This window comes from Paraburkholderia dilworthii, from assembly GCF_000472525.1.
In the GTDB taxonomy this organism is placed as follows: Bacteria; Pseudomonadota; Gammaproteobacteria; order Burkholderiales; family Burkholderiaceae; genus Paraburkholderia; species Paraburkholderia dilworthii.
This window is the reverse complement of sequence record NZ_AWZT01000001.1, coordinates 609,658-627,795: the sequence shown is the minus strand read 5'-3', so window position 1 is coordinate 627,795 and position 18,138 is coordinate 609,658. Positions and strand designations below refer to the sequence as shown.

At 63.3% G+C, this 18,138-nt stretch carries 17 protein-coding genes; 7 read left to right on the top strand and 10 right to left on the bottom strand.

The annotated features are described in order from the left end of the window. Window positions 1–93 precede the first annotated feature (93 nt). From F759_RS0103200 to F759_RS0103190, 3 genes are all read right to left on the bottom strand, one after another. Complete coding sequence (locus tag F759_RS0103200) at window positions 94–552, bottom strand: response regulator (protein ID WP_027798573.1); 459 nt, start codon at window positions 550–552, stop codon at window positions 94–96. A gap of 203 nt (window positions 553–755) precedes the next feature. Next, window positions 756–2,441, bottom strand: a complete 1,686-nt coding sequence (locus tag F759_RS0103195; RefSeq protein WP_027798572.1) for an ATP-dependent DNA ligase — start codon at window positions 2,439–2,441, stop codon at window positions 756–758. Further along, window positions 2,438–3,598, bottom strand: a complete 1,161-nt coding sequence (locus F759_RS0103190; protein WP_036023394.1) for a ligase-associated DNA damage response exonuclease — start codon at window positions 3,596–3,598, stop codon at window positions 2,438–2,440. The genes F759_RS0103195 and F759_RS0103190 overlap by 4 nt, the downstream gene beginning before the upstream one ends. Before the next feature lie 162 nt (window positions 3,599–3,760). On the opposite strand from F759_RS0103190, the gene F759_RS0103185 reads away from it, so the two are divergent. From F759_RS0103185 to F759_RS0103165, 5 genes are all read left to right on the top strand, one after another. Then, the gene (locus tag F759_RS0103185; protein WP_027798570.1) at window positions 3,761–4,663 is read left to right on the top strand and encodes a YihY/virulence factor BrkB family protein; all 903 of its coding nucleotides are present in this window, start codon (window positions 3,761–3,763) and stop codon (window positions 4,661–4,663) included. 104 nt (window positions 4,664–4,767) lie between these two features. After that, window positions 4,768–5,571, top strand: a complete 804-nt coding sequence (locus F759_RS0103180) for an alpha/beta fold hydrolase (RefSeq protein WP_027798569.1) — start codon at window positions 4,768–4,770, stop codon at window positions 5,569–5,571. A 4-nt stretch (window positions 5,572–5,575) separates the two neighbouring features. Then, window positions 5,576–7,909 carry a PAS domain S-box protein gene (locus F759_RS0103175; RefSeq protein WP_027798568.1) on the top strand — a complete coding sequence of 778 codons (2,334 nt, stop codon included), beginning with the start codon at window positions 5,576–5,578 and terminating at the stop codon, window positions 7,907–7,909. Between the two features lie 8 nt (window positions 7,910–7,917). Beyond that, window positions 7,918–8,994 (top strand): cell division protein ZapE, encoded by a 1,077-nt coding sequence (zapE, locus tag F759_RS0103170; RefSeq protein WP_027798567.1) that lies wholly within the window; start codon window positions 7,918–7,920, stop codon window positions 8,992–8,994. 248 nt (window positions 8,995–9,242) lie between these two features. After that, window positions 9,243–10,328: a hypothetical protein gene (locus tag F759_RS0103165; protein WP_027798566.1), complete on the top strand. Its 1,086-nt coding sequence runs from the start codon at window positions 9,243–9,245 to the stop codon at window positions 10,326–10,328. Between the two features lie 151 nt (window positions 10,329–10,479). Here the strand turns inward: F759_RS0103165 and tkt are convergent, their stop codons facing one another. From tkt to F759_RS0103145, 4 genes are all read right to left on the bottom strand, one after another. Next, the gene (gene tkt, locus F759_RS0103160) at window positions 10,480–12,564 is read right to left on the bottom strand and encodes a transketolase (protein ID WP_027798565.1); all 2,085 of its coding nucleotides are present in this window, start codon (window positions 12,562–12,564) and stop codon (window positions 10,480–10,482) included. A 278-nt stretch (window positions 12,565–12,842) separates the two neighbouring features. Next, on the bottom strand, window positions 12,843–13,388 hold the full coding sequence (locus tag F759_RS0103155) for a cupin domain-containing protein (protein ID WP_027798564.1): 546 nt from the start codon (window positions 13,386–13,388) through the stop codon (window positions 12,843–12,845). Window positions 13,389–13,585: 197 nt separating this feature from the next. After that, window positions 13,586–13,756: a hypothetical protein gene (locus F759_RS43185; RefSeq protein ID WP_167333999.1), complete on the bottom strand. Its 171-nt coding sequence runs from the start codon at window positions 13,754–13,756 to the stop codon at window positions 13,586–13,588. A 30-nt stretch (window positions 13,757–13,786) separates the two neighbouring features. Continuing rightward, window positions 13,787–14,047, bottom strand: coding sequence for a hypothetical protein (locus F759_RS0103145; RefSeq protein ID WP_027798563.1), 261 nt, complete (start codon window positions 14,045–14,047; stop codon window positions 13,787–13,789). Window positions 14,048–14,261: 214 nt separating this feature from the next. On the opposite strand from F759_RS0103145, the gene F759_RS0103140 reads away from it, so the two are divergent. Continuing rightward, window positions 14,262–14,498: a hypothetical protein gene (locus tag F759_RS0103140; protein ID WP_027798562.1), complete on the top strand. Its 237-nt coding sequence runs from the start codon at window positions 14,262–14,264 to the stop codon at window positions 14,496–14,498. A 20-nt stretch (window positions 14,499–14,518) separates the two neighbouring features. Here the strand turns inward: F759_RS0103140 and F759_RS0103135 are convergent, their stop codons facing one another. Continuing rightward, window positions 14,519–14,764: a DUF6723 family protein gene (locus F759_RS0103135; RefSeq protein ID WP_027798561.1), complete on the bottom strand. Its 246-nt coding sequence runs from the start codon at window positions 14,762–14,764 to the stop codon at window positions 14,519–14,521. A gap of 198 nt (window positions 14,765–14,962) precedes the next feature. On the opposite strand from F759_RS0103135, the gene F759_RS0103130 reads away from it, so the two are divergent. Then, window positions 14,963–15,172 carry a hypothetical protein gene (locus F759_RS0103130; RefSeq protein WP_027798560.1) on the top strand — a complete coding sequence of 70 codons (210 nt, stop codon included), beginning with the start codon at window positions 14,963–14,965 and terminating at the stop codon, window positions 15,170–15,172. Window positions 15,173–15,194: 22 nt separating this feature from the next. Here F759_RS0103130 and F759_RS0103125 read toward each other — a convergent pair whose 3' ends face one another. After that, window positions 15,195–16,511, bottom strand: a complete 1,317-nt coding sequence (locus F759_RS0103125) for a c-type cytochrome (protein WP_084534186.1) — start codon at window positions 16,509–16,511, stop codon at window positions 15,195–15,197. A gap of 2 nt (window positions 16,512–16,513) precedes the next feature. Further along, window positions 16,514–18,136 (bottom strand): GMC family oxidoreductase, encoded by a 1,623-nt coding sequence (locus tag F759_RS0103120; protein ID WP_027798558.1) that lies wholly within the window; start codon window positions 18,134–18,136, stop codon window positions 16,514–16,516. Window positions 18,137–18,138: the final 2 nt, after the last annotated feature.

Below are 18,138 nucleotides of genomic sequence, written 5' to 3'. Positions count from 1 at the left end.
GCTTTCTGGTGCATCGCTAACAACCCACATCGACAACCCACATCGACAACCCGCGTCGGCAACCCCGCAGTTTTTTCAAACCTCGCGCATGCTTTACGGCGGCCCCGCTGCATGCAGCGCCGCGGCCGATTCCAGCACGCGCAACAGAAGCTCGGGCGTCAACGGTTTCGCGCAGTGCGCGTCGAAACCGACAGCGCGGGCGCGCGCACGGTCGTCACGCGAAGCGAATGCCGTACACGCCACAAGCAGCATATGCGCGGTCGACGGATGCGCACGCAGACGCCGCGCAAGTTCAAAGCCGTCGAGCCCCGGCATCTTGATGTCGAGAACCACGGCGAACGGCTGCCACTCGGACGCCATATCGCATACCGCATGCGGATCTTCCAGCGCCCGGCATTCGAATCCATCCGCGTTCAACAGCATTTGCAGCGCGTCCGCGGCTTCGCGATAGTCGTCCACCACCAGCACGCGACGGTGCGAGGCCATCGCATACTGGATGGGCCGCCATACGACCACGTCTTCACTGTCGTCGAATCGGTTGTCGAGCCTCACTACGTTCTCCCTGATTCCTGCGCGCGCCGCATCACGGCATCCGCCGCACGGTTGCAAGATTCGCTCCCGCGCAGCGCCGCGTCATTCATTACATTTCTGGATGGGCCGCGATCAGCCAGCGGCGCTGTATGTGGTCTATCTGTTGCGAATGCGTCGTTGCCGATGCGTCGTATTGATTGGCCGGCTATTCGTTAGTGCGAGGGTTACGCCGCACGATCGTCGATGAAACCCTTCAGCATCGCAAGCGTGTCGGCGTCGTCGATATGCTTGTCCGTGCGCCAGCGCAGCATGCGCGGGAACCGCACGGCCACGCCGGACTTGTGGCGCGCACTCGCCTGAATGCCTTCGAAGCCGATTTCGAATACGAGCGTCGGCGTCACGCTGCGCACCGGTCCGAACTTCTCGATCGTAGTCTTGCGCACGATGGCGTCAACCTGGCGCATTTCCTCATCGGTAAGACCCGAATACGCCTTTGCAAACGGCACGAGTGTGCGTACGCCGTTGGCTTCGTCCCAGACCGCGAACGTGAAATCAGTGTATAGGCTCGCACGGCGGCCATGTCCGCGTTGCGCGTAAACCAGTACGGCGTCGACCGCATAGGGATCGATTTTCCATTTCCACCACGTGCCTGATGCTTTCGTGCGGCCAACACCGTACATCGAGCCCCGGTCCTTGAGCATCAAACCCTCGACGCCGCGCGCGCGGCTCTCTTCGCGTAGCGCTGCCAGGGCGCGCCAGTCAGCGCCCGCTACGAGCGGCGATACACGTAGCAGCTCGCGTGCAGGCATGCTGTCGAGCGATACGGCCAGCGCATCCAGACGCGCGCGCCGCCCGGCGAGCGGCGTCATGCGCAAATCTTCGCCGTGAGCTTCGAGCAGATCGTATGCAACCAGTGCGGCGGGCGAATCCGCGAGAATTCTTTTCGTCAGCGTCTTGCGCGCAATGCGCGGTTGAAGACGCGCGAACGGCAACGGCGCAGCGGCGCCAGGCTCCCACGCGAGAATTTCACCGTCGATCACGAAGCCGTCCGGCAAGGCCTCGCCAAGCGCGGCCACTTCCGGAAAGCGATCGGTGATCAGATCCTCGCCGCGCGACCACAACCACACACGTCCGCCGCGTTTGACGAGCTGTGCGCGTATGCCGTCCCACTTCCATTCGATCAGCCAGCGCGACGGATCGCCGAGCGTCTCAGGATCGGCCTGCAACGGATGCGCGAGAAAGAACGGATACGGCAAGCCCAGATCGCTGTCGTGCCGCTGCGTCGATTGCTGTTCATCTGCGTTCGCGACCTCGGGCGCCTCGGGCGCGATCAGACGCAGATAGCGCGCCGCGTCCGGCTTCTGCCGCGAATCGGTCCATCCGACCATGCGCTGAGCGATCCGCTTATGGTCGACGCCGGCAACTTCCGCGAGCGCGCGCACGACCAGCTGCCGCGCAACGCCGACGCGAAAACCTCCGCCAATCAGCTTCGTGAGCAGAAAGCGTCCGCTCCAGTCGAGTTCGTCCCAATAGCTGAACAGACGCGTGCGCAATTCTTCCGGCGCAACACCGCGCAAGCTCAGCACACGCTGCTCGATCCATTGCGTGAGCCCGAGTTCGGAACTGCGTTGTGCGGGCGGCAAAATATGCGCGATGGTTTCCGCAAGATCGCCGACTGCGTGATACGACTCCTCGAAGAGCCAGGCGGGCAAGCCCGCGCGTTCGCGTGCGAATTCGGTGAGCAGGCGCGTGGGCACCGATTGCCGCGGCTTGCCGCCGGCCAGAAAGTACGACGCCCATGCGGCGTCTTCCGGCTCGGCCACCGCGAAGTAGCTCGTCAGCGCTTCGAGCTTGTCGTGCGTGGATGTGGTCGCGTCGAGCGCGGTATAAAGAGCAGCGAAGCGCTTCATGGACGGCTCGCGGTATCGTCGAGTTCATGCGCGTGCGCTTCGCTGCTCTGTGCGCGCGGTGTAGTGTCGGGCGCAACTGTCTCGCTGCCGCTAAGGCTGCCGCCCAATGCATCGGCTTCGACCGTATCGTCGCCGTATTGCGTTGCGAATGAGCCTGCTTCGAGCCCTTGCTCGCGCAGCCAGCGCACCATCGGTTCCACCGAGCCATGCGTGACGATCACGCGCTGCGCGCCCGTCGCGTGAATCGCCGTTTGCAGCGCGGGCCAATCCGCATGATCGGAAAGCACGAACCCGCGGTCCACGCCGCGTCTGCGGCGAGCGCCGCGCAAACGCATCCAGCCCGACGCGAACGCGTCGCTATAGTCGCCGAAACGTTTGAGCCACGCGCTGCCCTGCGCCGATGGCGGTGCGACGATCAGCGCCTGGCTGAACGCCGCCTTGTCTTTCGGCGCGATTTCGCTGACGAGCCGCACCGGCGGCAAACGCACGCCGGCCTCGCGATAAGCGCGATTGAGCGGTTCGACCGCGCCATGACAGAAGATCGGGCCGATGGCCGCGTCGACGCTTGCCAGCACGCGCTGCGCCTTGCCGAACGAATAGCAGAACAACACGGACGCGCGTCCTTCGGCAGCGTTATGGCGCCACCACGAATCGACGCCGTCGAACACCGTTTGCGGCGTATCCCATCGGTAGATCGGCAAGCCGAAGGTCGACTCGGTGATGAAGGTGTCGCAGCGCACGGGCTCGAATGCATCGCAGGTGGGATCGGGGTCGAGTTTGTAATCGCCCGATGCCACCCACACGCGGCCACCGTGTTCGATGCGCAATTGCGCGGACCCAAGCACATGCCCAGCCGGATGCAGCGATACGGTTACGCCATTGATGTCGAGCCGTTCACCGTATGCGAGCGTTTGCAGTGATATGTCGGGTAGGCGGGACAGCAGTACGTTTGCGCCCGCTTGCGCCGCGAGATAATGCCGATGCCCGAAGCGCGCATGATCGGAATGCGCGTGCGTGATCACAGCGCGCTGCACCGGCTGCCAGGGATCGATATAGAAGTTGCCGGGCGGACAATACAAACCCTCGGGACGCGCGACGACGAGGTCCCCCGGGCCGGCATTTGGCGCTGCGCTATTGAGTGTTGGATCGGATCCCATGTCGCAAGCGTGGAGCAAAGCCTATTCCCGAACATCCAATCGCGTGCGCGGTGTGGATTGCACAGTTTCCTAAGGGATGGCGGCGTTCTTGCTTGTCTACGTTCGAGCGCACCGATACGTGCCGCCCATCGGCGGCCCGGCAAACGCGCGTGGCGAGGCCTCATGCACTCCATCATCGATCACCGCACGCTGTATGTCGCGAAACATCCGGGCAGGTTCATCCTCGATACGCTGAAGGCGTTCCGGGCCAACCAGGGTTTGCTGCTCGCCGGCGCGGTCGCGTACTACGCGCTGCTTTCCATCGTGCCGCTGATGATCCTCATTGTCATCGCGCTGTCGCGCATCGTGCCTCAGCAAGTTCTGCTCGCCGCATTGGGGCATCTTCTGCGATGGCTCGTGCCCGGTCAATCGGGCGCGCTCGTGCGGGAGCTCGCCAATTTTCTCGCTCACCGTGCGGTGATCGGCTGGGTGCTGTTCGTCACGATGCTGTTCTTCAGTTCGCTCGCATTCACGATACTGGAAAACGCGATGTCGCTGATCTTCGTTCATCGCGTGGTGATACGGCGGCGGCATTTTTTACTTTCGGCGTTGCTGCCCTATTGCTACATCCTGTTCCTCGGCGTCGGCGCACTGATCGTCACGCTGGTTTCGAGCGGGCTCGAAGCCGTGGGTGCCGAAGGCCTCGACCTGTTCGGCCTGCACGTTTCGCTGCAAGGCCCTTCGCGCATTCTGCTGTACCTGTTGGGGCTTGCCGGCGAGATTTTCGTGCTGACGTCGATCTATATGGTGATGCCGGTCGGACGGCCATCCCTCAAACACGCGCTGTTCGGCGGCATCGTTGCTGCGGTGTTGTGGGAGATCACGCGGCATGTGCTCGTCTGGTACTTCGCGACGCTCTCGCAGGTCAGCGTGGTCTACGGTTCGCTCACGACGGCAATCGTCATTCTGTTCAGCCTCGAATGGCTCGCCACGCTGCTGCTGTTCGGGGCGCAGGTGATTGCCCAGTACGAGCGCTTCGGCATTGAGCCGCAAGGCGCGTCGAAGCAGCCGATCAAGACCGGCTGAGTCCCGGGCGCGGCGGCACGGCTGCGAGACTGCGGTAACATTCCGTCAGGTGCCGGACAGAGCGCATCCGCCGCTTCCATCCCGGCACGCTCCAGGACTCGACAATGAGCATCATCCAGCGCAACAACGTAAACATTTCCGGACGCGGCGCACGCACCGTGGTGCTCGCGCATGGCTTTGGCTGCGACCAGACAATGTGGCGACGGCTCGCTCCGTTCTTCCATGACGATTACCGCCTCGTGCTGTTCGATCACGTCGGCAGCGGATCGTCAGACCTTTGCGCATACGACGCCGACAAATACGATTCGCTGCACGGCTATGCGCGCGATCTGATCGAACTCGTCCGCGAAGTGGCCGACGAGCCGGTCGTGTTTGTCGGCCATTCGGTAAGCGCGATGATCGGCCTGCTCGCCGCCGTGCAGGTACCGCAGCTCTTCTGCGCTCAGGCGATGGTGGGTCCGTCGCCCTGCTATGTGAACGACGGCGACTACCGCGGCGGCTTCACGCGCGAAGATATCGACGACCTGCTCACCACACTGGAGAGCAATTATCTCGGCTGGTCGAGCGCGATGGCCCCCGCCATCATGGGCGCACCCGATCAGCCGGAGCTCGGCGTTGAATTGACCAATAGTTTTTGCCAGACCGATCCGCAGATCGCCGCACAGTTCGCACGCGTCACGTTTCTCTCCGATCATCGCGGCCTGCTGCCTTCGAACCCCATACCGACGCTCATTCTGCAAGCAAGCGAAGACCTCATCGCGCCGCGCGCGGTGGGCGAGTACATGCATCGCGTGATGCCCGGCAGCACGCTGCGCATCATCGAGAACAATGGTCACTGTCCGCACCTGAGCGCGCCTCGCGCGACCGCGGAGGCTATCGGCGCTTTCCTGCGGACGACGGGCTCTTAACGCAATGCAAAGCACCGACCGCTCATTGCCTTTAGCCGATGCGCTGTTCGAGCACGCCGCCTGCGGTCTCGTCGTTACGGATACCGACGGCCGCATCGTGCGCGCCAACGCGACGTTCTGCGAATGGCTCGGCCATAGCGCCGCCGACCTCATGAGCGGGATGAGCCTTCAGGACATGCTCACTGCCGGCGGCAAGGTGTTTTATCAGACGCATTGCGCGCCGCTGCTGCAGATTCAGGGCTCGGTGGCCGAGGTCAAGCTGAACATGCTGCACCGCGACGGCCGTACGGTGCCGGCGTTGCTCAATGCGGTGCGCCGCGCGCACGGCGAGCGCACCTACTTCGAAGTGGCGGTGCTGATCGTCGCCGATCGTCATAAGTACGAACAGGAGTTATTGCTCGCGAGGCGCAATGCTGAGGCGTCGGTGGCGGCGCATCAGCGGGCGCAAAGGGAATTGCAGGAAAGCCGCGACGTGCTGAGCCTCGCCATGCGCGGCGCGCGCATGGGTGCATGGTCGCACGAGCCGAAGACCGGCAGCTTCTGGTGGAGCCGCGAACTTGAAGCACTCGCGGGTTACGCCGAAGGACGCTTCGCGAATACGTCGCGCGGCTTTTTCGAACTGATCCATCCGGGCGATCTGCTTGCGCTCAACGAGGCCGTCGATCACGCGGTGCTAAGCCACGACGACTACGTCGCCGAATTCCGCTTTCTGCATGCAAGCGGCGACTGGTGCTGGATGGAAGGCCGCGGCCGCGCGACCTACGACGAACAGGGCGAGCCGTTGATGATCTACGGCCTCGGCATCGACATCACCGAGCGTAAGGAGGCGCAGACCGTGCTGCTGCGCCAGGCCGCGATTTTCGAGCACCTGAGCGATGCCATCGTTATCACCGATTTACGCGGCAATATCACCGACTTCAACGCGGGCGGCGAACGCATGCTCGGTTACCGGATGCGCGAAATTCTCGGCAAGCCGGTTTCGATCTTTCATCCGCCTGAAGACGCGCTGCGTGTTCGCCGCGAAGTGTTCGCGGGCCTCGGCGCATACGGCACGTGGCGCGGCGAGTTGCCGTTCGTGCGGCGCGACGGTTCGCGCGGGGTTTGCGAAACCGTCGTCAAACCGCTCGCCAACGCGCGCGGCGACATTTACGGCGCGGTGAGCATCAATCGTGACATTACCGAGCGACGGCACGCCGAGCAGCAACTCACGCGGCTGAATCTGGAACTCTCGAAGGCCGATCGACGCAAGGATGAATTTCTCGCAACGCTCGCGCATGAACTGCGCAATCCGCTTGCGCCGATGCGTAACGTCCTCGAAATCCTGCGCGCAAAAGAATTCAGCGACCCGCAATTGGACTGGTCGCGCGACGTGTTCTCTCGCCAATTGCAGCACATGACACATCTCGTCGACGATCTGCTCGAAGTCTCGCGCATCACGCAGGGCAAGCTCGAATTGCGCAAGCAGCGCCTGGAACTTGCACGCGCGATGCAATCCGCGATCGAATCCGCGCGTGAGACCGTGCAGGCATCCGAGCATCATCTGAGCGTGACGTTGCCCAGCGAGCCGCTTTTTCTCGACGCAGACCCGACGCGTCTTTCGCAAATGATCCTCAACCTGCTGAATAACGCGGCCAAATACACGCCGCCAGGCGGCAACATCTCGCTCACCGCACAACGCGAAGGCAACGAAGCCGTGATCGTGGTGCGAGATTCCGGCATCGGCATTCCTCGCGAACACCTGACCAGCGTTTTCGAAATGTTCTCGCAACTCGCGCCCGCGCTCGATCGCTCTCAAGGCGGACTCGGCATCGGGCTTGCGCTTGTGCGCGGCCTCGCGGAATTGCACGGCGGCACCGTGGCGGCATTCAGCGGCGGCCCTGGCGAGGGCAGCGAATTCGTAATCCGCCTGCCGTTGTCCAGTTCCGCAGACGCGCCCGCCGATGCAACGGAGCCCGAAAAGCCGCCGGCCGCCGGCCTGCGGATCGTCATCGTCGACGATAATGCGGACGCCGCCGACAGCCTCGCGATGGTGCTCGAACTGGAAGGCCACCAGGTGCGCACGGCGAGCGACGGCATCGCTGGGCTCGAACTCATCGCCCAATTCGCACCGCAGGCGGTGATTCTCGACATCGGCCTGCCGTTCCTCAATGGCTACGAAGTCGCGCGCCGCGTCCGCAGCGACTATCCGGACGCCGGCATTCGCCTCATCGCGGTAACCGGCTGGGGCCAACAGCAGGACAAGCAGACCGCCGTCGAGGCCGGCTTCGATCATCACTTCACCAAGCCGGTGGCCCCTAATGACCTGCAACGTGTGCTGAGCGGGCAGCGGATCGAATGAGCGCGCGCATGTTTGACGAAACTGGCATCACTAGCCGCCTTGCCGCGCGCGGCATCGTGCCCGATGCCAGGCAGCGCGAAGCAATTGCGGCGCTCTGCGCGTTGCCCGATTCATCGGCAAACCGTGTTGAATCGCGATATCAGGGCGTGTACTGCCACGGACTGCCCGGACGCGGCAAGAGTCTCGTGGTCGATACCGCATTCGAACTCGCGAATTGCCGCAAGCGGCGTCTGCACTTTCACGAGTTTCTGCGTGAGATGAACCGGCGCCTCGTAAACGAACCGCGTGGCGACGACCGCCTCGGCTCGGTGTCGAACCAATGGCTCGACGGCATCCAGTTGCTCTGTTTCGACGAATTCCACGTGCACGATATAGCGGACGCATTTCTGATGGCCCGCTTTCTCGACACGGCGATCAATCTCCGCACGCGCATCATGCTGACGTCGAATTACGCGCCCGACGGTCTCTTGTCCGACCCCGAGTTCCACGAGCGTTTCGCGCCGACTATCGAGCAGATCAAGCGGTACTTTCGCGTGATTCATTTCGATGGCGCGCGCGACTATCGTTTCGGCGGCGAGCAGCATGAGACGCCGCGTTCGTTCGCCCCGCTCGATGCAGCGGCTGGCCACGCGCTGCGCGAAATCTTCCTGCGCTATGAAAGCAGCGGCGCGCTCGAATCGACGAAGATCAGCGCCGCGGGCCGCCCGCTTGCCGCGCGCGCGGTGGGCGCGGCTCTGCTGTGGGCCGACTTCGAAACGCTGTGCGTAGCAAGCCGTTCTCACCTCGACTATCTGGATCTCGCCGAGCGATGGCACGGACTCATTGTCGATAACATCCATACCGAGTGGCTCACGAACGCGCATACGTTGCAGCGGCTCGTGTGGCTCGTCGACATTCTTTACGACCGCAAGCGCGCGCTCTTCATGGCATCCGACAAGCCCATTCATGCCGCGTTGTGCGGTCTCGAAGGCGCGCACGATCTGTCGAGAACGCTGAGCCGGCTCGCGGAAATGCAATCGCGCGCCTATCGCAGCGCGCTCGACGAGGCGCCGGACGCGTTTGCGCCAGGTCCATCTGAGCGCTAGCTCACCGCGTTTGCAGGTGCGCCACGCGCGGCTGCAAATCTTGCAAACGCCGTGCCGATTCGCATGAGTCGCGCGGCGACGTTCGCACAGCATCCGCTGCACGCTATTAAAGCAAATGAAGCAAGTAACGCTGTGATTCGCGGCTCTCGCCTGACATCGGGCAAGCCCGGCATGCGTGCGGGAATGCGCCCTGCTACCGCCGTTGCGCACTCATTCTTCAGCGGATAAGTCCTTCCGCCCTTGCCGAGATGATCAGAACCGCTTCGGTCGCGGCCGCGCTATGCGCGGCATGCTTTTCCTCCGCCTGCGTGCATATCGGACCTACGCGCCTGAAAGCCGACCAGGTCGACTATGCGCGCGCACTCGGCGACGCCAAGAAACGCGAGATTCTGGCAGCCGTCGTCGGCTTGCGTTACGGCGACGCGCCCGCGTTTTTGACTGTCAGCAGCATCATCGCCGCCTATACGTTCGATGCCAGCGGCGGCGCAACGGCGAACGCCGGCTCCGGCAGCCAGCCGAACTATGCGCTCGCCACCGGCAGCGTGTCCTATTCGAATCATCCCACCTTCACGTTCACGCCCACGACCGGCGAAGCATTCGCCTCCGCTTACATCCGGCCGCTCGCGCCGGCACTTGTGTTGCCGCTGGCCGAAGGCGGCATTCCTATCGACCTGCTATTGCGCATCACCGCGCAATCGGTCGGCGGCTTGCAGAACGGCAACGCGCTCGGCGGCGAGAACAGCGCGGGCGCGCCGGGCTTCTTCGAGTTGCTGCGTGCGCTGCGACGCCTGCAACTCGCGGGCGAGTTGAACGTCGAGTCGCGCAAGGTCGGCGACAAAAATGAGCAGATGAGCGCGTTCCTCGTGATGGGCGCGACCACCAGCGGCGAGTCGCCGCAAACGGCCGCCGACCTGGCTCGCGTGCGCAAGCTGTTGCATCTTTCGTCGAAAACGCGAAGCTACGAGATCGTCTATGGGCCTTCGTCCGCGTGGCAGAAAGCGGACAAGATTCCAATGGTGACGCGCTCGGTGCTCGGCATCCTGACCGATCTCGGTGCACAGGTGCAGGTGCCCGTCGAACGCATCGACGACGGATCGACGAAGCCGACCGTGGGCCTGATCGGCGGAGAGACGAGACCGACGATCATCATTCACTCGGGCAAGACCGCGCCGGACAATGCATACGTGACGATCCCGTATGGAGCGTCGTCATACTGGGTCGATCGCAACGACTTCGACTCGAAATACGCATTCACGGTCGTGCAAAATCTGATGGCGCTCGCCGAGGCCGACACCAGCAGCAAGGCGCCCGTTGTGACGATTCCGGCGAACTAAACCTCACGGAGCCGGACCGAACGGCATCGCGCTTTTTGCCAGGTCAGCGCGAGGGCTCGAAAAAGAGCCGGCGGTTTTTACACCGCCGGCCTCTTCGTTACTGCTGCGCGCTACTTCTTGCGCGCTACTGCCCGGCGTTACTGCTTGCGCGCTACTCCTGGCTGCGCTTAGTCTGCACCCGCGCAATCTGCTGCTTCGCCGCTTCGTACACATGCTCGGGCGTGAAGCCGAATTTCTTCTTCAGATCGGAAAGCGGCGCCGACGCGCCGAACGTGTGCATCACCACTTGCGCGCCGAGCCGGCCGACGTAGCGGTCCCAGCCTAGCGAGGCGGCCTGCTCGACGGCTACACGCGCGTCGATGTCGGGCGGCAGCACGGCGTCCTGATACGCTTCGTCCTGCCGCTCGAAGAGATCCCATGACGGCATCGACACCACGCGCGCCGCGATGCCTTCGCTCTTGAGCTTCTCGTAAACGTCGACGCAGATCGACAGTTCGCTGCCTGTGGCAAGCAGAATCACTTCTGGCTTCTGTCCGTCGGGCGCATCGGCGAGCACATAGGCGCCCTTTCTCGCGCCCTCGGCCGATGCATAGCGGCTGCGGTCCAACGTGGGCAGCGGCTGCCGCGACACGACGATGCACGCAGGACGCCGCTTCTGCGTGAGCGCGACGCGCCACGCTTCGGCCACTTCGTTCGCGTCGCCCGGACGCAGCACGGTCAGGCCCGGCACGCCGCGCAGCGACGCAAGCTGCTCGATTGGCTGATGCGTCGGACCATCTTCGCCGACGCCGATCGAGTCGTGTGTGAACACATAAATCGACTCGACTTCCATGATCGCCGACAGGCGGATCGGCGGCTTCATGTAGTCGCTGAAAATCAGAAATGTGGAGCCGAACGGCCGCAGGTTCGACAGCGCGAGCCCGTTGACCACCGCGCCCATCCCATGCTCGCGAATGCCGAAGTGCAGATTGCGGCCGCCGTAGTTGTCATGCTCGAAACTGCCCGCGCCCTCGAATTTGAGATTCGTTTTCGTGGATGGCGCGAGGTCGGCCGCTCCGCCGATCATCCACGGAACGCGTGCGGCAATCGCGTTGAGCACCTTGCCCGACGACTCGCGCGACGCCATGCCTTTGGGGTCCGCGTCGAACGTAGGAATGTCGTTGTCCCAGCCGACGGGCAACTCATGCGCGTTGATCAGCGCGAATTCGCGCGACAGCTCCGGATATTGCTTGCTGTAGGCGTCGTATTTCGCCTGCCATTGCTCGCGCGCCGCCTTGCCGCGCGCACCGATGCCTTCGGCGAAACGCTGGTGCACGCCGTCGGGCACGTAGAAAAATTTGTCTTCGGGCCAGCCGTAGAACTTCTTCGTGAGCGCGACTTCCTCGACGCCGAGTGCTTCGCCGTGCGCGGCGGCCGTGTCCTGCTTGTTCGGCGCGCCCCAGCCGATGATGCTGTTGACTACGATCAGCGTCGGCCTGTCGGTAATGCTTTTTGCTTCGACGAACGCAGCTTCCAGCGCCGCCGCGTCGTTCGCATCGTTCACATGCAGCGTGTGCCAGTTGTAACCGCGAAAGCGGCTTTCCACGTCATCGCTATAGGCAAGATCCGTGTGGCCTTCGATCGTCACGCGGTTGCTGTCGTAGATCCAGATCAGATTCGACAGTTTCAGATGACCCGCGAGCGACGCGGCTTCATGCGAGATACCTTCCATCATGTCGCCGTCGCCGCACAGCGCGTAGACGCGGTAATCGAAAAGCGGCGTGTCCGGCTTGTTGAAGCGGTTCTCGTACCAGCGCGCCGCCATCGCCATGCCGACGCTATTGCCCAGGCCCTGACCGAGCGGACCTGTCGTGGTTTCGACACCCGTCGTCATCCGGTATTCGGGGTGTCCCGGCGTCTTGCTGTCGATCTGGCGGAAACGCTCGATGTCATCCAGAGAAACGGCGGGCTTGCCCGTCGGCTTGCCCGCTTCGTCGACGGCCTTCACATTCGCGAGATGCAGCAGCGAATACAGCAGCATCGACGCATGCCCGACCGACAGCACGAAGCGGTCGCGATTCGGCCACAACGGCTCGTCCGGGTCATAGCGCAAATGGTTCTGCCACAGATGGTAGGCGACCGGCGCGAGCGCCATCGGCGTGCCGGGGTGGCCTGAATTGGCCTTTTGCACAGCGTCCATCGAGAGCGTGCGGATCGTATTGATACACAGCTGATCGAGGGCGGGATCGTTTTGCATGGGACACTCCTTGTTCGGCCGTTGGGAACATTGCCGGCGCGCGCTGCCGCGACCTGGCCGGCAAACGGTGTTCAGGGAAACAACGCATGAAGAGCTCAGCAAGCCTGATGGATGATGCGCCGATGCGCGCAAATCTGCACGCGGCGTGACATCGTAATTCTCATGCGTTGTGCTGATGCGGGCTGTCTTTCAGCGGACTTGCGAAGCGGCGCGGTGAACCACGCGTTGTGAACAGCATGGGGGCGTGCGCCGCGGGTAAAACTGGCTTGCCGCAGGCACTAAGCTGCGTTCAACCAATGCTCGCAAAGCGGGCCATGCTTGCCGTCGACCGGATCCATCGGCGGGAACGGCAGCGCGTGCATTGCGGCAAGCTCCTGCGGGGTCAGTGCTTCGCGGCGGATGTCCCACTGCTGCCCGGCCGGATAGCCGGCTACCACGCGGAACCGGCCCTCGAACGATTGCAGGCAATGGCCGGTACCGGCGGGCAGCAGCAACACGTCGCCGGCCGACACGCTGACAACCTTTCCGCCCGGACCGCCGACGATCACATCCGCGGAACCCTCGGTGACGCCGAGCACTTCGTGCGCGGTCGAGTGAAAATGGTGGTAGTCAAAGATGCCGTCGCGCCACTGCGGCGGCCATTCGTTGCGCGCGAACAGTAGTTCGAACGCGTTGGCGAGATCGCCGATGGCGGGGTCCACCGCGTGCCGGTAAATCACGACGGGCAGCTTGCGGTTGTTCGGTACCCAGTCGTGCGGTTCGAGCATGAAAGCTTCGTACTCGGTCTGCGCTGCATCGAATGCGTGCTTCGAATGTTCCTGCATGTTGGCTCCTGTGCGTAGCGATGCCCGTGCCGCGTACGCATGCCGCAACGGGCGATTTTTGCATCGCCGCATAAAGCGCGCCCGGCCTCGGTGTAGTTAATTCTGCGGGCGGCCAGCCGTGGACGAACGCGATCTGACCTCGGGGCGAGGCGCGTCCTGACACGCGTTGGACGCGCAACGCCGCTCGTGCGAACGGCTTAACCGCCGCCGATGCCTTGCAGCACTTTGCCTGTTCCGCCACACACGGTGCACTGCGCTCCTTCTACCTTGCCAGTGCCCTTGCAAGCCGGGCAAGTGTCTTCACCAACTCCGGGTGCGTCGGGCGGCGCTTCATCGCCGGGGTTCTGCGGCTCGTTGTCCTGTTGCATGTGTCTCTCCGTTCGGTGTTGACGTCGGCATCAATTCTTGTGCGACGCGCGCCCGCCGCCGCCCGCAGGCTCGCCGTGCGTGCCGGTGCCGAGCGGCACCTCGGCGGTCTGCTCGGGATGATCGTTCGAGCGCCGCGGATTGGTTTGTTCATCGACGCCGGTTTGCATGACCGGCTCGATGCCGAGCGGGCTCGGCTCCACGTAATGCGTGCCGCTCGGCTTGTTGCGCTCTTTCACTTCCGGCGAAACTTCAGGAGCACCGGAATTCTCGCTGGGTGTGTCGGGCTGCATATTGCTCTCTCCTTTTATCGGCTACGTCTTCGTTCCAGCAACATACGGACCCCAACTGCGGCAACGAACATCGACACCCGGATCGGCCCCCGTACAGTCGGGCCCGGCCTTCGGCTCACGCATGCTGCAACTGCCAATGCGAGTGCAGTGGGCACGTGCGTTGCGGCGCCCCAAGCTGAAGCTTCGGATTGATCTTTGTAAAAAGGAGCACTTCATGACAGTGACGACAATTCGCGTATCCGACACGGAGGTGCAGGTCGAACGAACGCTCTATACGTTCGCGCAAAAAAGCGACGCCGACGCGTTCGCGCAATGCGTAGTGAACGATTCGATCGATGCCTGTTATCGCAGACATCCGCCGCTGTCGGCGCGGCCCACGGTACCCGACGAACATCCCGACGACCCGAATCGCGGCAGCACCATCTCGCCGTCGCTCGGCGGAATGCCTTGACGGGCGCAAGCGCGTCGCCATCACTTCTCCGGCGACGCGCGGTCGGCCGCGACGATCTGCTTGCCATACTCGATGGCGGCGCGGCGCGCCTCGTCGGCGGTCTCGTAAGGCCCGATCTCGGGCGCACCGTCGAACGGAAAAAGAATCCTCCTGTCGGCTTTGCGAACGACCTTCAGTCCACCTACGTAACGGCCGTCGCCTGTTCCGTGATAGCTAGCGAAAATCTCGAACTCGCCGTCGGCAACGTCGGCCTTGTGTCGCGCCATTTGTGTATTCCTTGTCCCTTTCGGTGTTCGACGAACACCCCACGCTTGCGGGCGCAATGCCATACGCATTGCGCGTGACGGAACAGAGCAATGGCCGTTCCACGCGAAACGCGAGCGAAAGGCGCTACACAAAAGGCGATTCGGGCACAGAAGGGCATGCGCATTGCATGCATGACGACAGAGATATCGGAGGTAGAGATGGCCCGTTCAAACTCGCATGGCTTAGCGACGTTTGCTATGCACACGCCGACGCCGCCCGAGATCGATCCGGAGGCGCCGCCGCCGCCGAATATCGATCCCGATCCGCCCCCGACGCCCGACGACGATCCGGGCGTGCCGCCGCCGGGCGCGCCGGAAGGTGACCCGCCCGCGAAGCCGCCGCCGATGCGTGCGGGGCGGCTCGCGTGACGGCCCGGCAATCGATTCGCGCTCAGCGCAGTCCGGCGACGTCCTTCTCGCTCACGTGCCTGGCTGCGGGGTTGCCAAACTGCGTCGTCACGTAGTTCGTCAGCGCGGCAATCTGCGCGTCGTTCAACTCGGTGGCGAAGGCGGGCATGCCGACGTCGTTACCGGCCGTCTTGCGTTGCACGCCGTGCAGGATGACTTGCATGAGATTGCCGGGATTGGAGGCGCCCACCGTCGAGTTATGCATGAGCGGCGGATAGTAGCCGTCCGGCGTACCCTTGCCGTTCGCCTGATGACACGTCGCGCAATTGCCCAGATAGAGCCGTGCGGGATCGAGCGAGCCGTCGTTTAGCGCGACGCCACGCAGGCGCGCGACGTCCGTCGACGGTTTGCCCCACGCGCTGCGCGACTGCGAAGCGCCCTGGCGGCCGCCGTCGCTCACTGGCGGCACTGTGCGCACATACGTCGCTATCGCGCCGATGTCGGCGTCGGTCATCTTCGAGAAGCTGTGCTCGACCGCCTCGGCCATCGGCCCCGCTGCCTGCGCGAGTCCAGGAACGCTGCCCGTCTGCAGATATTGCACGAGTTGCGCATGGCTCCATCCGCCAATGCCGCTATCTGGCGACGACGTGATGTTGTAGCCGTCCCAACCGGCGAGCTCTGAGCCGCCAAGGAAGCCACTGCCGGTCTCATCGAGCGCCTTTTCCTGCATCGCGAAGCCGCGCGGTGTGTGACACGTGCTGCAATGAGCGAGCCCTTGCACGAGATACGCGCCGCGATTCCAGTCGGCGCTTTGCTGCGGCTTCGGCAGATACGGGCCGCTTTTCAGGAACATCCAGTTCCATACGGTCAATGGCCAGCGCATGTTCAGCGGCCACGGAATGTCGCTGGCGCGCGTAGCCTGCTGCACGGGCGCGACGCCGTAGCGGAAGTACGCGTAGAGCGCTTTCACATCGCCGTCGTTGATTTTGGCGTAGGACACATACGGCATCGCCGGATACAGGTTGTGGCCGTCCTTCGAAACACCCTTGCGCAACGCACGGTCGAAGTCGTCCAGCGACCAGGTGCCGATGCCCGTTTGCGGGTCAGGCGTGATGTTGCTGGAGTAGATCGTGCCTAGCATCGGCACCTTCAGCGGCAGGCCGCCCGCGAACGGCTTGCCCTTCGCCGTGCTGTGACAAGCCATGCAATCGCCGGCGGTCGCGAGATACTCGCCGCGTTTGATCAACGCAGCGTCGTTGCCATCCACCGCTTTCATGTCCTGCGCGAATGCGGAAACGGGCAGCGTCGAGGGGCACGCAAATGCGCCGGCCAGCAGCCAGAAAAAAGTCTTCTTCAACACGTTCACGCTTCCTTCTTCAACTGGTCGGCCATGCGCAGTGCCAGCGCGGCAATGGTCAGCGTCACGTTGACAGTGCCGACAGTCGGCATCGTCGCGCTGCTCGAAATGAACAGATTCGGGTGGTCGAACGTGCGGCAATGCTTGTCGACCACCGAATCGCGCGGATCGCTGCCCATGATCGTCGCACCCGTAATGTGGTTGTTCGGCGCGAAATCGTCCTGATACTCGATGTCGGTGCCGCCCAGCACCCTGGCCGCGTTTGCATACACCTCGCGCGTGTGGGCGGCGCCGCGCTTCACGTAATCGTCGATGCGATACGTGATCTCGGGCCGCGCAATGCCGATCGCGTCCGTCTCGGTGCGGCTCGGCACGATGCGGTTTTCCGGCTGCGGCAGAATTTCGTGGAAGCAGTCGAACTCGACGAAGCGTGCCGAGCGATCGCGAATTTGCGCGTCGAGTTCGGCGGGCTTGATCAGCTTGCCTTGCCCGAAAATCTTCTGCGTTTCCTGGTCGATGCGCGACAGGTTCGACAGATGGATTTTTTTCGCGGCCTCGGTTGCACGGAAGGCGCCGTCGCGAAAGCCGATCAGCGAAGTCATTTCCTGCGGGCCGCGGCCGGGCCACAGTTTTTCGTCCGCGTAAAACGTGACGCCTGTGCCCGGATGATCCATCAGGTTGCGGCCCACCATGTCGGAGCTGTTGCCGACACCGTTCGGGAAGTCGTGGCTCGTCGACATCAGCATGATCTTCGGCGTCTCGATGCCGTTCGCCGCGAGCACGAAATATTTGCCTTCCACACGATGCTCGCTGCCCTCGGCGTCCTTGTACAACGCGGCCGTGATGCGCTTGTCGGCGCCGACTTCCAGCTTGTAGACCACCGCGTTGTCGATCAGCTTCGCGCCGGCCTGCTCAGCCTTCTCCACATGCACGATGCCGTTGTACATTGCGCCAATCGGACAGATCGGCATGCAGTTGTTATTGCCGCAACAGGTCGGGCGGCCATCGTACGGACGGCTATTGCGTGCAACCGGTTCGGTCACGACGTGATAGCGCGAATCGAACGCGTTGAGTTTGGTCTTGATGGTCTGCTCGTTGTACGACACAGGCAGCGGCGCCATCGGATAAGGCTGGCTTCGCGGCGAGCCGAGTTCTTCATCGGCCGGGCCCCACACGCCGAGTTCTTCTTCGGCGCGCTGGTAGTACGGCTCCAGTTCCTCGTATTCCATCGGCCAGTCGCGGCCCACGCCGTAGACGGTCTTCATCCGGAAGTCGTTCGGCATGAAGCGCCATGCGGAGGCGGCCCAGTGCCACGTCGTGCCGCCGACCGCGCGAATGTACTGCGAGTTGAATTTGTGCTCGCCCTTGAGAATCAGATAGTTGTTGGGCGGGTTGTATTCAGGGTGCGGCGCCCACTTGCTCGGCGGATACGGCGCCATGAAATCCATCTTGTCCGCCTGGTTGCGAAAGCGCTCGACGATCTCCCAGCGCGGCATGCGCGGCCCGGCTTCGAGCAGGATCACGGACTTGCCCGCCTGCGCCATTTGATGAGCGACGATCGCCCCGGCGACGCCCGACCCGACCACGACGATATCGGCTTGCTGAGTACCTGGTTGTTTATCGGCCATTG